Source organism: Brevibacterium permense (genome assembly GCF_025506275.1).
Classification (GTDB): Bacteria; Actinomycetota; Actinomycetes; order Actinomycetales; family Brevibacteriaceae; genus Brevibacterium; species Brevibacterium permense_A.
In genome coordinates, this window is the sequence record NZ_QYCP01000077.1 from 49723 (window position 1) to 64013 (window position 14291).

The 14291-nt window shown below is 65.5% G+C and carries 11 protein-coding genes; 2 read left to right on the top strand and 9 right to left on the bottom strand.

Translation table 11 applies throughout. From position 1 onward, the window contains the following. Nucleotides 1-19: 19 nt before the first annotated feature. Nucleotides 20-919 carry a LysR family transcriptional regulator gene (locus tag D3I60_RS04880; protein ID WP_262775019.1) on the top strand — a complete coding sequence of 300 codons (900 nt, stop codon included), beginning with the start codon at nucleotides 20-22 and terminating at the stop codon, nucleotides 917-919. Nucleotides 920-1002: 83 nt separating this feature from the next. Next, entirely contained in the window at nucleotides 1003-1959 is a 957-nt protein-coding gene (locus tag D3I60_RS04885; RefSeq protein ID WP_262775020.1) for a DNA-binding protein, read from the top strand. A gap of 104 nt (nucleotides 1960-2063) precedes the next feature. On the opposite strand, the gene D3I60_RS04890 is transcribed toward D3I60_RS04885, so the two are convergent. The 9 genes from D3I60_RS04890 to D3I60_RS04930 form a co-directional block, all read right to left on the bottom strand. Continuing rightward, nucleotides 2064-2831, bottom strand: a complete 768-nt coding sequence (locus D3I60_RS04890; protein WP_262775021.1) for an SDR family NAD(P)-dependent oxidoreductase — start codon at nucleotides 2829-2831, stop codon at nucleotides 2064-2066. 108 nt (nucleotides 2832-2939) lie between these two features. After that, nucleotides 2940-4436 (bottom strand): TRAP transporter large permease, encoded by a 1497-nt coding sequence (locus D3I60_RS04895; RefSeq protein ID WP_262775022.1) that lies wholly within the window; start codon nucleotides 4434-4436, stop codon nucleotides 2940-2942. Next, nucleotides 4433-4987 carry a TRAP transporter small permease gene (locus D3I60_RS04900; RefSeq protein WP_262775023.1) on the bottom strand — a complete coding sequence of 185 codons (555 nt, stop codon included), beginning with the start codon at nucleotides 4985-4987 and terminating at the stop codon, nucleotides 4433-4435. Before D3I60_RS04900 ends, D3I60_RS04895 begins: the two co-directional genes overlap by 4 nt. A gap of 1 nt (nucleotide 4988) precedes the next feature. Next, the gene (locus D3I60_RS04905) at nucleotides 4989-6029 is read right to left on the bottom strand and encodes a DctP family TRAP transporter solute-binding subunit (protein WP_262775024.1); all 1041 of its coding nucleotides are present in this window, start codon (nucleotides 6027-6029) and stop codon (nucleotides 4989-4991) included. A gap of 171 nt (nucleotides 6030-6200) precedes the next feature. After that, entirely contained in the window at nucleotides 6201-7106 is a 906-nt protein-coding gene (locus tag D3I60_RS04910; protein ID WP_262775025.1) for an SDR family NAD(P)-dependent oxidoreductase, read from the bottom strand. Then, nucleotides 7103-8758: an AMP-binding protein gene (locus D3I60_RS04915; RefSeq protein ID WP_262775026.1), complete on the bottom strand. Its 1656-nt coding sequence runs from the start codon at nucleotides 8756-8758 to the stop codon at nucleotides 7103-7105. Before D3I60_RS04915 ends, D3I60_RS04910 begins: the two co-directional genes overlap by 4 nt. Further along, nucleotides 8758-9921, bottom strand: coding sequence for a thiolase domain-containing protein (locus D3I60_RS04920; protein WP_262775027.1), 1164 nt, complete (start codon nucleotides 9919-9921; stop codon nucleotides 8758-8760). The genes D3I60_RS04915 and D3I60_RS04920 overlap by 1 nt, the downstream gene beginning before the upstream one ends. 368 nt (nucleotides 9922-10289) lie before the next feature. After that, the gene (locus D3I60_RS04925) at nucleotides 10290-12848 is read right to left on the bottom strand and encodes a GcvT family protein (RefSeq protein WP_262775028.1); all 2559 of its coding nucleotides are present in this window, start codon (nucleotides 12846-12848) and stop codon (nucleotides 10290-10292) included. A gap of 62 nt (nucleotides 12849-12910) precedes the next feature. Then, nucleotides 12911-14254 carry an MFS transporter gene (locus D3I60_RS04930; protein WP_262775029.1) on the bottom strand — a complete coding sequence of 448 codons (1344 nt, stop codon included), beginning with the start codon at nucleotides 14252-14254 and terminating at the stop codon, nucleotides 12911-12913. Nucleotides 14255-14291 lie beyond the last annotated feature (37 nt).

Here is a 14291-nt window from a genome sequence, read left to right on the forward strand (position 1 = left end):
CGGCCGAAGGACGACCACGATGACCGATCTCCGCAGTCTCAAGACCCTGCTTGCCGTTGTCGAATACGGGTCGATCCATCTTGCCGCACGCTCCACCTTCATCTCACATTCCACGGCAAGTCGCCAGATCAGAAGCCTGGAGGAGCACTACGGCACAAAGCTCTTCGAGAGATCGAGTTCTGGCGTCCTTCCTACGGCTCAATGCTTGGCAGTGGCGGACTTCGCGCGCAGAACTGTTGCAGAGTCGGAATTGCTCGCCGATTCGTTCGGGGAGTATTCGGGCGCTGTCGAAACCGTCTCGATCGTGACGAGCACCGGATTGGGGCAGACGGTGGTAGCCGATGCCATCAACCGACTGGTTCGGACCACAGACCGAGTTCAGGTCAGCATCATCGACCGAGGCTCGGTCGAAGCCCTGCAGGTGCTGCGGAACCAACGGGCCGACCTGTGCGTGAATTTCTCCGTCTCCAGTCACGAATTCGGCACACTGCCAGGAGTCCGCAAGGTCGCCGAGGTGGAAGCGACGAATTTCGCGATTCTCGATGGACACCATCCGCTGGCTGAGCGCGCCAGTCTCTTCATCAGCGACATGACCGACTACCCCGTCGGCACACTCCCTGCAGGAAACACCGCTCGAATGCGCATCGAGCAGGCGGTGAGGGCACAGGGGCAGGTCTTCTCCCCATCACTCGAGGCCACCTGTCCGGTTCTCATGCTGCGCTCCCTTGTGGGAACGTCCATGATCGCCATGATGGCCGGTCGAACCATTCCGACGAATCTCGATGCGGTTGGCTGCAAAGCGATTCCGATCGTCGATCCGGATATCGAATCGCGCTACATTCAGGTCCTCGAAGCCGACCCGCGTCGCGAATCCCACGGTCTCGACCTCATGGTGGAGGCCCTGAAGAACAGTCTCTGATTCCTCGAACGATGCTGGAACCTCATGTTCCACATCATGGGTCCTGGCGAGCGCCGACACTCCTCGACGCCGATAATCGAGACATGAGCAATGGAGCCGAGACGACAGCACTGCAGCAGCCGACCTTCCCGCTGAAGGCACCCGGAACTGCGGTCGTCCACGCTGGTCCACGGCATAACCCCCGCATCGTCTCCGTCCCGACCCGCTGCACCGAGCATGTCCTCGAACTCGCGGAAGGCACCGACCTCTTCGCCGCCCTCGAGCAAGCGCTGACCGACTTCGCCGTGCCCGGCATCATGGCCGAGTTCGTCTCCGGACAGTTCGGCCACATCGACTATGTCCACCCCGCGTACGGCCCTGATGCCGAGCACCCGATGTCGTTCACCGAAGCATTCAGAGCTGACAGCCCCGCGGAACTTCGCCACGCATCTGCGACGATCGGCTTCCGTGAGGGCACACCTTTCTGCCACATCCACGCCTCGTGGACCGAGTCAGAGGGCACGGTCAGGGGCGGACATCTGCTGCCGGGCACGCTGGCAGGACCGTTCGGGCTGACCATCCGGCTCTTCGCCCTGCCCGATGCCCGCCTGATCAGCGACGTCGATCCCGAGACAGGGTTCTCCGCCTTCGCACCGCACCCGGTCACACCGGCACACGCCACCGCGTCATCATCAACCGCGCCCGACCTCGCCGCGGCAGCCCGCCCCGCTGACTCCGTCGTCTCCCGGATCCGTCCCGGTGAGATCCTCGACGAGGCGGTCCTCGCCGTCTGCCGCAATGCCGGCTTCGATTCCGCCGAGGTGGTCGCGAGTCTCGGCAGCACGACCGGTGCCGTGTTCACGGGCAGCACCGCCCCGTGGCCCGCCGTGGAGTTCACGCATCTGAGCGGCACCGTGACCGGAGCACAGAGCACAGCACCGCAGTTCACGCTCTCCGGAGAGGTCGTCGACGTCGACGGAGAGGTCAGTCCCGGCACACTCGAGCCCGGAGCCAACCCGGTGGCCGTGACCTTCGAGCTCTTCGTCCGCCGCACCGACTGACCGAAGAAGTCGCCCGGCCAGACCGATCGGCAGACACAACGATCCCCGCACCATCCTGAGGATGATGCGGGGATCGACTGCTCGCGTCCGAACATTTCACCCGCTCACGACATCACGGCCCCGCCGTCGACACGCAGAATCTGCCCCGTCGTGAACGCGGCACCGTCGGTGGCGAGGTATGCGACTGCCTCGGCGATCTCGTCGGGCTGGCCCATCCTGTCGAGCGCCTGCCCTGAAGTGTCGTAGTCCTGACCGGCGGTGAGCGCCGACTCGACCGGGCCGGGTGCCACCGAGTTGCACCGGATGCCCTGGCGTCCGTACTCCTTGGCCACCCATTTCGTCAGCGCGATGATCCCGCCCTTGCTCGCCGCATATGCCGGACCGGACCTGGCTCCGGCCTCCCCATCGGACACCGCTCCCCCATTGATGCCCGAGATCGACGAGATGTTGATGATCGACCCACGTCCGGCATCGCACATGTGCGGGTGCACGGCGGCCTTGATGAAGTTGAACGTCCCACCGAGGTTGGTCTCGATATCCCGCTGCCACTGCTCGGCAGTGATCTCGTCTATCCCGATGCGCGCGGCCGTGCCAGCATTGTTGACGAGGATGTCGAGGCCCCCGAACGTCGAAACGAACGAGCCCACGGCGGCTGTCACCTCGTCGGCGTCGCGGACATCGAGTGAGAACGCGGCGAACCGCTGGTTCGGGTACTCCGAGGCCAACGTTGCGGCAGCCTCCTCGGCGCCTTTGAGATCGACGATCCCCACCGAGGCACCCCGCCTGGCCAATGCGGTGGCGATGGCCAGGCCGATTCCCTGGGCGGCACCGGTGACCAGCGCCGTCTTGTTCGTGAGCAGATACGGTTCCATGATTCTCCTTCGACTGAGTTGAGTGAGGCGTGAGATCCCCGACCGAACGGCAGGCTCCTGCCGGCACCGGCGCGCGAAGGCACCGATGCCGGACTCCGACGGCCCTGACTACCCGACCCCGAGCAGGTCGGGCAGCCAGTTCGAGATCGCCGGGATGTAGGTGATGAGCAGCAGGGCGATGATCGCGCAGATGAGGAACGGCATGATCCCGCGCACGACCTCCTCGAGCTTGACCTTCCCGATGCCGGCACCCACGTAGAGATTGAGCCCGACCGGCGGCGTGAACAGGCCGATTGCCAAGTTGACTGTCATGAACACACCGATAGTCGTCATGTCCACGCCCACGCCGATGAGGATCGGCACGAGGATCGGGATGAACAGGTAGAACGCGCTGATCGCGTCGACGAAGGCGCCGACGATGAGCAGGATGATCGTGATCGCCGCGAGGATGAGGTATTTGTTGTCCGTCACGCCCAGCACGGCAGTCGAGATCCGGTCGGCCACACCCTCGACGGTGATGACATACGAGAAGAGGCTGGCCACGCCGACGATGAACATGATGACCGCGGTCGAGACCCCGGACTCGAGGAACACCTTCGGCATGTCCTTCCAGGTCAGCTCCCGGTAGACGAACACCCCGACGATGAGCGCGTACACGGATGCGACGGCTCCCGCCTCGGTGGGTGTGAAGATTCCGCCGTAGATCCCGCCGAGGATGATCACCGGGATGAGCAGGCCGGGGATGGCCTTGACCAGCGCAGTGAGGATCTCGCCGAACCCGCCTGCGGGATTGACCGTGACCGTCGGATCCGCGGTTCCGACGCCGGCTCCGGCTCCGGAGGATCCGGACCTCGCCGAGGCGGCCTTCCCATTCGTCGTCAGCAGCTGAGTCCTGCCCGCTGCCGCACCGTCACCCGAACCGGTCGCAGACGCCCCGGTCGACGCGGACCCGGATCCCGCCTCGGCGCCGGTCTTGGCCCTCACGGGCAGACCGGCGAGCTCACGCACCCTGGGTACGAACAGGGCGGCGATGAAGAACGCAGCGGCCATGATGATGCCGGGCACGATGCCGGCGATGAACAGCCGGGAGATCGAGATCTTGCCGAACTCGGCGGCGACGACGGCGAAGATGATGAACGCAATCGACGGCGGCACGACGATGCCCATCGATCCTGAGGCCGCGACGAGGGAGACCGCGTGCTTCTTCTGGTATCCGTTGCGCACGAGCGCGGGGATGAGGATCGCACCGATCGCGGCCACGGTGGCCGGTCCTGACCCGGAGATCGCGGAGAAGAAGAACGCGGAGATGATCGTCACCGCGGCCAGGCCGTGGCGCAGGCGTCCGAAGATGAGGAACGCGAGGTCGACGAGTCGCTGCGAGATGCCCGTGTACTGCATGACGATGCCCGCGAGGATGAAGAACGGGATCGCCAGCAGCGTGCCCGAGCTCATCGACGGGAACATCACCGAGGGCACGACATCGAGGACCTGCACACCGTCGGTGGTCACCAGGGTGACGACGGCGGACAGCCCGAGGGCGAAGGCGACGGGGATCCCGAGACCGAGGAAGAGGAAGAAGCTGCCGAAGAGCAGGAGCGCGATCATTTCCGGCCTCCCTTGACATCGGACGAGAATTCGGACGAATCGATGGTCGGGGCAGCTTCGCTGGCGAGTCTCTCGACGACCGCCTCGGCGGATGTGTCCTCATGCAGAGCCGTCCGCAGGGCCTGAAGGCTGCGGATGATTCCGAGCAGACCGGCCAAGGGGATGGACAGGGTGAACAGCCATTGCGGGATGCCCAGCGATGGTGTCGCTCGGCCGCGCAGGCCCTGCGCGATCGTCATCTCCCCGCCCCAGATGAGGAGGACGGCGAGGAAGACGACGATGAGAGCGGTGCCCGTGATGAGCAGAGTCCGACGGACGCTGCCCTTCGCATTGTCGACGAGGTAGGAGAACCCGAGATGCGCGCCGAGGCGGATCCCGACGACCGCTCCCATCATCGTGAGCACGACGAGGAGATTGATGGTGATCTCCTCGGAGAATGCCAGCGAGGCCTTGAAGATGTAGCGGGAGAGGACGTTGACGAAGGTGACGAGGACGATCACCATGAATGAGGCGATGACGACCCAGTCCTCGAAGAATCTGATGACTCTCATCTCACAGTCCTTTCGGGATGAACGCCTGGGACATGTCCGGTCCCCAGACCTTGCGGTATTCGCTGTAGATCGGACCCAGCTTGGCGCGGAAGGCGTCTTTCTCCTCGTCGCTGAGTTCGTTGACCTCCATGCCCGAGTCCTCGAGTTCGGCGATGAGCTTCTGCTCGCCGTCGCGGTTCTTCCTGATCTGGAAGTCGTTGGCCTCACCGGCAAGTCGGCTCACGAGCTTCTGGTCCTCCGGCGACAGCGAGTCATAGAGGTCCTTGTTGACGCCGAGGATGAGCGGGTCGTAGGAGTAGTTCCACAGCGTCAGGTACGGCTGGACCTCCTGCAGGTTCGCCGAGTAGATGACGTCGATCGGGTTCTCCTGACCGTCGATGGCTCCCTGCTGCAGGGCGGTGAAGACCTCGCCGAAGGGCATCGTCGTCGGATTCGCACCGATCTGCCGGTAGAGGTCGGTGTACATGCCGAAGCCGGGGATGCGGAACTTCATCCCCTTCATGTCTTCGGGCGTGTGGATGGGCCGGTGTGTGTTCGTCAGCTGCCGCATCCCGGATTCGCCGAAGCCGAGCAGATGCACTCCGCGTTCGGCGAGGTAGTCGGAGTAGACGTCCCCGCCGGCTCCTGCGAGCGCCTTCTGGCCGTCCTCGACGGAGTCGAAGACGAAGGGGGCGGTGACGGCGCCGAAGCGCGGGTCGACGCCGGCGTAGATGATCGGCGAGTTGTAGGAGAAGTCCTTCGCCCCGTCCATGAGCTGTTCGACTCCGGCCGTAGGTTCACCGGCGGAGAGCCGTTCGTTGGTGAAGATCTTCATCGTGATCCGGCCATCGGTCTCAGTTTCGAGGTCCTTCGCGAACTTCTCCGCCGCGAGGTACCACGTGCTCGTCGAGCCCGTCGTCACCGTCATCTTCCACCGGTAGCGTTGTTTTCCGTCGTCGGTGGTGCCGAAGTTCGTTCCGCACCCTGCCAGCAGCAGGGCGCACACCATCAGTACGGCGGACCAGACGAGCATGGTTCTCGTCGTCCGTGTTCTCGGCACCATTGCCTCCTTGATTTCCGTTATTCCACTGTCTTTGAGTTCGGCGGGGTCAGGCCCCGACCGCGGTGAATTCCCTCGCGGAGGCGGCGCTCGAGTCTGCGTTCACGTGCCCGGCCGCGGCGGCTGGGTCCTCCCTCGCCGAGGTGGCGCGCGCCTTGTGCACGTCCGTCCGCGTCATCGTTTCGGCATCCCCGCATAATGCGTCAGTCCCCCATCGACGGGGATGAGCGTGGAGTTGATGTAGGCCGATTCGCTTGATGCGAGGAACACCGCGAGGTCCGCGACGTCCTCGGGCCGACCCATCTTCCCCGTCGGTGACTGCGCGTGCCGGGCGGCGAGCATCTCCTCGACCGAGCCATAGTGGCCCGAGATCGAGCGGTGGATGAGCGGGGTCTCGATGAGGCCCGGGGCGATCGAGTTCGCACGGATGCCTTCAGAGGCATACTGCGCGCCGACGACCTTCGTCAGTTCGATGAGCCCGGCCTTCGACGCCGCATACGCCGGGTAGTCATACCCCATGTAGCGCATGCCGCCGACCGAGGACACCGTGATGATCGACCCGTGCCCGGCCGCGCGCATATGCGGCAGAGCATGTTTGATCGCGGAGAACGCTCCGGTGAGGTTGATGTCGAGGGCGCGCCGGAAGCCGTCGGTGTCGAGTTCGTCGACTCCCCCGTTGACGACGATGCCGACGTTGTAGTGGAGCACGGTGGGCCCGCCGAGGCGGTCGGCGCAGTGCGCGAACGCCGCGGCCAGGGAGTCTTCGTCGCCGACATCGGCGACGACCGTGGTCAGCTGAGCGTCGAGATCAACCCCACCGAGGTGGCCCCGCCCGGCTGTGTCCGCCCCGTTCGAGTCGGCCTGAGCGGCCGCCTCGGCGAGGGCCCGTGTCGCTTCGTCAAGCGCCCTCGGGTCGCGGTCGACGATGCAGACCTTCGCCCCCTCGCGCAGGAATCCTATCGCCGCAGCGAAGCCGTTGTTCACCTCCCCGTCCGGAGTGCCGCAGCCGATGGCCATGATCGTCGTGCCGACTAACCTACCTGTCGGCACTGACACGGCTGCCGTCCCTGTCGTGTTCATCGTGCGCTGCCCCGTCCTTGGGAGTATTCGGCCTTGAGTTCCTTGCGTGCGAGTTTGCCGTAGGCGGTGACCGGCATGGTCTCGACGAAGTGGATCTCCTTGGGCACCTTGTATTTCGCCAGCCCCGACTTGCACAGCGCGGTCAGCCGTTCGGCCAGTTCATCCGCATCGGCCTCGGCGCCACCGGCACCTCCATCGCCGGCACCTTCGTTCCCGATCGATGTCGCTCGCTCGATGACGGCCACGCCGATCTCGCCCCACTGCGGGTCGGGCACGCCCACGACGACGGCCTGGGCCACCTCGGTGTCTGTAAGAAGGAGCTCCTCGATCTCGCGGGGGTAGACGTTCGAACCGCCGGAGATGTACATATCGGACTTGCGGCCGGTGAGGAACAGGTACCCGCGTTCGTCGAGGTAGCCGACGTCGCCGGTGTGGAAGAGTCCTCCGGCGAAGGATTCGGCGTTCGCATCGGGGCGACCGAGATAGCCGGCGCACACGGTCGGCCCGGCCACGCAGACTTCGCCCTGCTCACCAGCGGGCAGTTGAGCGCCGGTCTCGTCGACGATGACGATCTCGACCCCGGTGCGGGCGCGGCCGCAGGTGCCGATTCCGGCATCGTCGACGGGGATGGCTCCGTGGTCTTCGGGGCGGAGGATCGTGATCGCTCCGGTCACCTCGGCGAGTCCGAAGTACTGGACGAGGCAGGGCCCGAGCCTCTCGAGCGCCCGGGCTTGGTCGGCTGCGAGCATCGGGGCTCCGGCGTAGATGACGCGCTCGAGGGTGTGGTCTTCGGGTCCGCGGCCCAACGGGTAACCGGAGGCGATGCGGTTGAGGATGGTCGGGACGGTGAATGCGTTCGTGATTCCGTAGGCGTCGATCGCCGGCCACAGGGACTCCACGCTGGGCTTGCCGCCCGGGTGGATGATCGACGGAGTACCGCCGAAGACCTGCCCGAGCATGTGGATGCCCGCCCCGTGCGACAGCGGCGCGAGCACGAGGGACGCCCCCGTCTCGTCCTCGTTAGGGAAAAGATCGCAGCGGTGATTCATGAGCACCGCGCCGAGGTGGCGGTGCGTAAACGTCGCGGCCTTGGGTCGCCCGGTCGACCCGGAGGTGAAGAAGTACCAGCAGGGGTCGTCCTCGTCGACTGTCGAGTCGACGGCCTCTGCCGGTGCGGCTGCCGCCTGCGCCGTGGGCAGTTCTCCGATCCAGTAGACGGGACCGGTGAAGCCGGAGTCCTTGAAGGCGGTGACGAAGTCGGTGTGGGCACGGTCGGCGATTACGGCGGCGGGGGCCACCTCGGCGCTGATGCCGAGCAGCTCCTCGGTCGACAGGGCCGCGTTCGGTGGGGCGATGACGCCACCGGAGCGCAGGATGCCCCAGAAGGACTGGATCACCTCGGCGTGGTTGGCCGAGACGAGGAGGACGGTGTCGCGGCGGTCGACGCCGCCGGCTTGGAGGGCAGCGGCGAGCGCTTCGGCGCGAGCGTCAAGTTCGGCCCAGGTCCAGCGCTGCCCGTGATCGTCGTCGACGACGGCGAGGCGGTCGGGGATCCGGCGGGCGGTCTGGGTGAGGAAGTGGGACACGTTGACCCCGCGCCGAGGCGTGGGAGTGAAGTCCTTCGCCGGGGACGTCTGAGAGATGGCGCGCATCAGCGGATGCGTTCGAGGACGGAGGCGAAATTCGACACGGCGGCACCGCCCATATTGAAGACTCCGGCGAGTTCCGGGGTCTCGATCTGGATGCCGGGCGAGCGGCCGGTCAGCTGTGCGGCGGCGAGGGCGTGCATGGACACACCGGTGGCGCCGATGGGGTGGCCCTTGGCCTTGAGTCCGCCGGAGGGGTTGACGGGCAGGCGGCCGCCGACCTCGGTGGCACCGTCGTCGAGCAGGGTGTGACCCTGGCCGGGGGCGGCGAGTCCGAAGGCTTCGTATTCGAGGAGTTCGGCGATGGTGAAGCAGTCGTGCGTCTCGAGGAAGTCGAGGTCGTCGATGCCGATGCCGGCGGCTGTGAGCGCCTGCTCCATAGCGGCGCGGGCGCCGGCCATCTCGAGCGGGTCACGTTGGGACAGCGGCAGGACGTCGTTGGCGTTGCCCATTCCTCTCCAGGTCACGGCTTGGGGTGCGGAGGCGGCGACATCCTCGGCGGCCAGGACCAGGGCCGCGGCCCCGTCGGAGACCATCGAGCAGTCGGTGCGGCGCAGGGGTTCGGCGACGTACGGGTTCTTCTCGCTCACAGTGTTGCAGAACTCGAAGCCGAGGTCCTTCTGCATATGGGCGAGCGGATTCTGCGATCCGTTGGCGTGGTTCTTCGCGGCGATCTTGGCCAGTGTCTCCGAGTGGTCGCCATAGCGGTCGAAGTACTGGCGGGCGATCTCGCCGAAGACTCCGGCGAAGGATTTGAAGTGCTCTTCCTCTTCCCGGAAGCTGGCGCTGAGCAGGACTTCGTTGACGTCGTGGCCGGAAGCCTGGGTCATGCGTTCGGCGCCGATGACCAGGGCGGTCCTGTGGCGGCCGGCGGCAATGGAGTCGTGGGCTGCGAAGATCGCGGCGGAACCGGTGGCGCAGGCGTTCTCGTGCCGGTGGGCGGGCGTGCGGGCGAGTTCAGGGAACACGGTGCCCGGCAGTGCGGCTTCGAAGCCTTGGCGGGAGAGTCCGTTGTTGAAGACGCCGACGTGGATGACGTCGATGTCGGCCGGTTCCAGTCCCGCCTCGGCGATGGCGTCGCGGGCAACGTCGGCCATCATCTGGGGCAGCGGTGATTCGGATCGTCCGAACTTGCCGTGGGACCAGCCGATGATCGCAGGTGAGGACATGGACACTCCTTCGGGTACCGGGCTCTGCGGAACGAGCACTGTCCTCTCATACTTTCCCGGTCCCACAAGCTGGTCAAAGAAAATCCACCATATGGAACATCCGTTCGGCCCCAAACCTTTGCTGCGCAGAGCTTTCGCACTCCCACCTCCGAAACGGGGGTCGCAATCGGACCTTAGAACCGAAATATAGGTCGCAAACGGACATCTCTGAGCTCCAGAAATGTCCGTTAGCGACCTAAGTTCGGGCCAAGTATCCGACTGCGACCTGAGTTCGGCTGGCACAGGCAGTTGATTCGACGCTGGCACAGGCAGGCGGCTCGACTCCGGTTCGTCCGCTCAGCCCGTGCCCCGCCAGAGAGCCGCGGCCATCACCCCTTCAAGCGCGTCATCTCCGGGTCGAAGAGCGGCTCGGCGGTGACTGTGGCCGGCAGGCGGCGCCCGAGGTATTCGATCTCCACGGCGTCACCGACCGACAGAGTGTTCGGCAGCCAGGCGTAGGCGATCGACTTCCCGATGGAGTATCCATACGCCGCCGAGGTGACGTAGCCGTCCGCGACACCCGAACCGACCGATCCGTCCGACTTCGCCGAGGCGGCCTCGCCGTCCGCGACACCCGACCCACCGACCACGTACACCGGCTCTTTGCCGAGCACCACGTCAGAGGGCACGTCGAGGGTGAGGCAGGTCAGCTTCGTCGTCGCGGCTGCGGCCCTCGACTCCAGCGCGGCCTTGCCGGTGAAGTCGTCGGTCTTCGAAGCCTTCACGGCGAAGCCGAGACCGGCCTGAACCGGTTCGTGTTCGCTGGTCATATCGGTGCCGAAGGATCGGAAACCCTTCTCCAGGCGCATGGAGTTGAAGGCTTCGCGGCCCCCGGCGATGATGCCGAATTCCTCACCGGCTTCCCACAGCACGTCCCACAGTCGCGACCCGAGGTCCGCCGAGGTGTAGATCTCCCAGCCTAGTTCGCCGACATAGGACAGACGCATCGCCGTGACCGGCACTCCCCCGAGAACCGCGGGCTTGGTTCGGAAGTATTTGAGTCCGGCGTCGCTGAAGTCCTCATCGGTGACCTTGGCGATGACGTCCCTGGCCAGAGGTCCCCACAGACCGATGCAGCAGGTTCCCGGCGTTGTCTCGCGCACGGTCACCCACTTCGACGGGTCGGCGGCGGACTGGTGCCTGGCCGCCCGTGAGATGGCGGCGAGGTCGATGTTCGAGTTCGCCCCCACCTGGTAGGTCTCTTCGTCCAGGATCGCGACGGTGATGTCGCTCGTGATGCCGCCGGCTTCGTCGAGCAGCAGCGTGTAGCTGACCGCTCCCGGCTTGCGCAGCATCGACGAGGTGGTCATTCCGTGCAGCAGTTCGCCGGCACCGGGGCCGGTGACCTCGAAGCGTTTGAGCTGGGTCATGTCGAACATCGCCACCGAGGTGCGCGTCTTCCACGCTTCGGCTGCGGCGATGGGCGAATGGAACTGATCCGCCCAGGCGTCCCGTTCCGGCGCCGCCCACTCGGACGGCATTTCCTCGAGCAGGGCAGCATTCGCGTCGAACCAGTGCGGCCGCTCCCAACCGGAGGTCTCGAGGAAGAACGCACCGAGTTCCTCCTGCTGCCTCCGGAACGGGCTCGAGCGCAGGTCACGCGGGGAGACCCGTGGCTGCAGAGGATGGATGATGTCGTAGATCTCGACGAAGTTCTGCTGGGAGGTCTCGCTGACGTAGTCCGCTGATGTCTGCACGTCCTCGAAACGGTTGAGATCGATGCCTGACAGATCGGTCTTCGATCGTCCTTCGGCGATGAGCTCGGCCACGGCACGGGCGATGCCGGCACCATGAGTCACCCACACCGCCTCGGCGACGAAGAATCCGTCGACCTGACGGGACTGTCCGACCAGCGAACCGCCGTCCGGGGTGAACGAGAAGATGCCGTTGAAGCCGCGTTGGATCTGAGTCTGAGCGAGTTCGGGCAGCAGAGTCTTCGTCGCCTCCCACTCGGGGGCGAAGTCGTCCGGAGTGAACTCCAGGCTCGAGGGCATCCGTTCGCTGGTGATCTCGTCGGGTGAGTAGGTCTGCAGTGTGTCGAGGTCGACGGGCATCGGCCGGTGGGCATAGGAGCCGATGCCGATCCGCTCGCCCCATTCGCGGTAGTACAGGTCCTTGTCCTGGTAGCGCAGGATCGGGGCCTGTGCCCCGGCGGGCGTCTCGTTCTTGCCGATGAGCGAGGGCACCTCGGTGGTCCAGGCGAACTGGTGGCCCAAGGGCAGCAGCGGGATCGAGGTGCCGACCATCTCACCGATCTTCGGTCCCCAGAATCCGGCGCAGGAGACGACGATATCGGCGGGAACCCGGTCATCGCCGCAGATCACAGCGCTGACGCGACCGCCTGTGGTCTCGATATCGGTCACCGCGGTCCGATCACGGAATTCGACCCCTGCGGCACGGGCACGGTCGATGACGATCTGAGTGCCCTTCGCCGCCAACGCGAGCCCGTCACCCGGGGTGAGCAGACCGCCGTGGACCATGTCCCGGTTGAGCATGGGGAAGAGCTTCGCGCACTCATCGGCGTCGATGACGTCGGCTTCGACGCCGTAGGAGTGGTTCCATCCGGCTCGACGGTGCAGATCCTGCAGCCGATCCTCGGTGGTGGCGATCTCGAGGCCTCCGACGGGCAGGAATGATCCGCGCCCGTCGGCGTCCTTGAGCGAGGTGAGCTTCTCGATCGTGTACTGCGCGAATTCGGTCATCGACTTCGACGCGTTCGAGGAGAAGACGAGTCCCGGTGCGTGCGAGGTCGAACCGCCCGGGATGTTCAGCGGGCCCTGTTCGATGACGAGGGTGTTGGTCCAGCCCAGCTGCGCGAGTTCGTCGGCGAGGTTGGCGCCGACGATGCCGGCTCCGATGATGACGACTCGTGGTGATGAGATCGGCACTGAGTACTCCTTGTTGTTAACGGTGGTAGAGGCTGTTGTCGCAGCAGACGCCGGAGCGGGGCTCAGTCGTCCAATGCGGAGTATTTGGTTTCCGGTGCCCAGAAGAGCGAAGCGATGAACCCGACCAGAGGGAAGATCGCCGCGATGAGCAGGGTGCTCGAAACTCCCAGGTGTTCGAGCGTGACCGGGAAGAGGTAGGTGGCTCCGGCCGCACCGACTCGGCTGAATGCCGCGGCGTAGCCGACGCCGGTGCTGCGGAACCGGGTGGTGAACATCTCCGGCGGATAGACGTACTGGATGCTGTTCGACGCCGTGATGATCAGGACGAAAGCCCCGAAGACGATGAGCACGACCAATGACGGCAGCTCGGCCCATCCGCCGAGGAAGACGAGCAGAACCACCATGAGCGCGAAGGTCCAGTTGACGAAGGTGCGTCGAGGCAGCAGCCACAGTCCCACACCGGCACCGAGGAGTTGGAGCCCGTTCATCAGCAGATCCGTGGAGAATCCGCTGTTGAGTCCGAGGTCCTCGAGCACCGGAACGATGAACGTGAAGATCGCGAACAGCGGACCGACCTGGCAGAACCAGAACAGTCCGGAGTAGATCACCGTGCGGTGGTCATTCTCGCGGAAGAAGTCGCGCAGACGGGTCCTGGCGACCTCGGTCGGTGCCAGAGGCAGTCCATACTGCGGGCCGTAATGAGCGGAGACGATCGCCTGGGCCTCGGTCGTGCGTCCCTGTGCCTGCAGCCACCTCGGCGATTCGGGCAGAGCCATACGCAGGATGAGCACGACCAGGGCCGGCACCGCACTGCTGGCCAGGAGCATCCGCCACGAATCCGCGTCCCAGACGTGGGCGACGACGAACGCCGAGATGAACCCGATGAACCAGAACGCCGCGATCGACCCGAGCAGGACGCTGCGGTGACGGCGCGGGGTGAATTCGGCCAGCAGGGCGGTGCCGACCGCGTATTCGACGCCGATGAGCAGGCCCAGCAGCAGCCGCATGGCCACGAGGTCCCATGTGCCGACGACGAAGAGCTGGGCCAGCGAGACGACGACGAAGCCGACGAGGTTCCAGAAGAACACCCGCTTGCGTCCATAGCGGTCGGCGATCCGTCCGAAGAACAGGCCGGAGACGAAGATGCCGATGAGCGCGCTCGCCGCAATCAGCCCCTGCCCCAGCGCCGACAGTCCCAGCTCCGCGGCCGCCGGAGCGACGGCACCGCCGATGACGCCGAGGATGTAGCCGTCGATGAAGATCCCACCGAAGGCCGCAACCGCGACGAGGAGCACGAGCCGGTTGAGCGGGGCCTCGTCTATCGAGATCCGCCCGGTATCGGTCCGCTGCGCGAAAGCATCACGACGGACCGGCTCGATGCCGTCGATGTCCTTCTGCTGTGTCATGTGGTCTCCTTCGACTCACCGAACGAATATGGTAGTC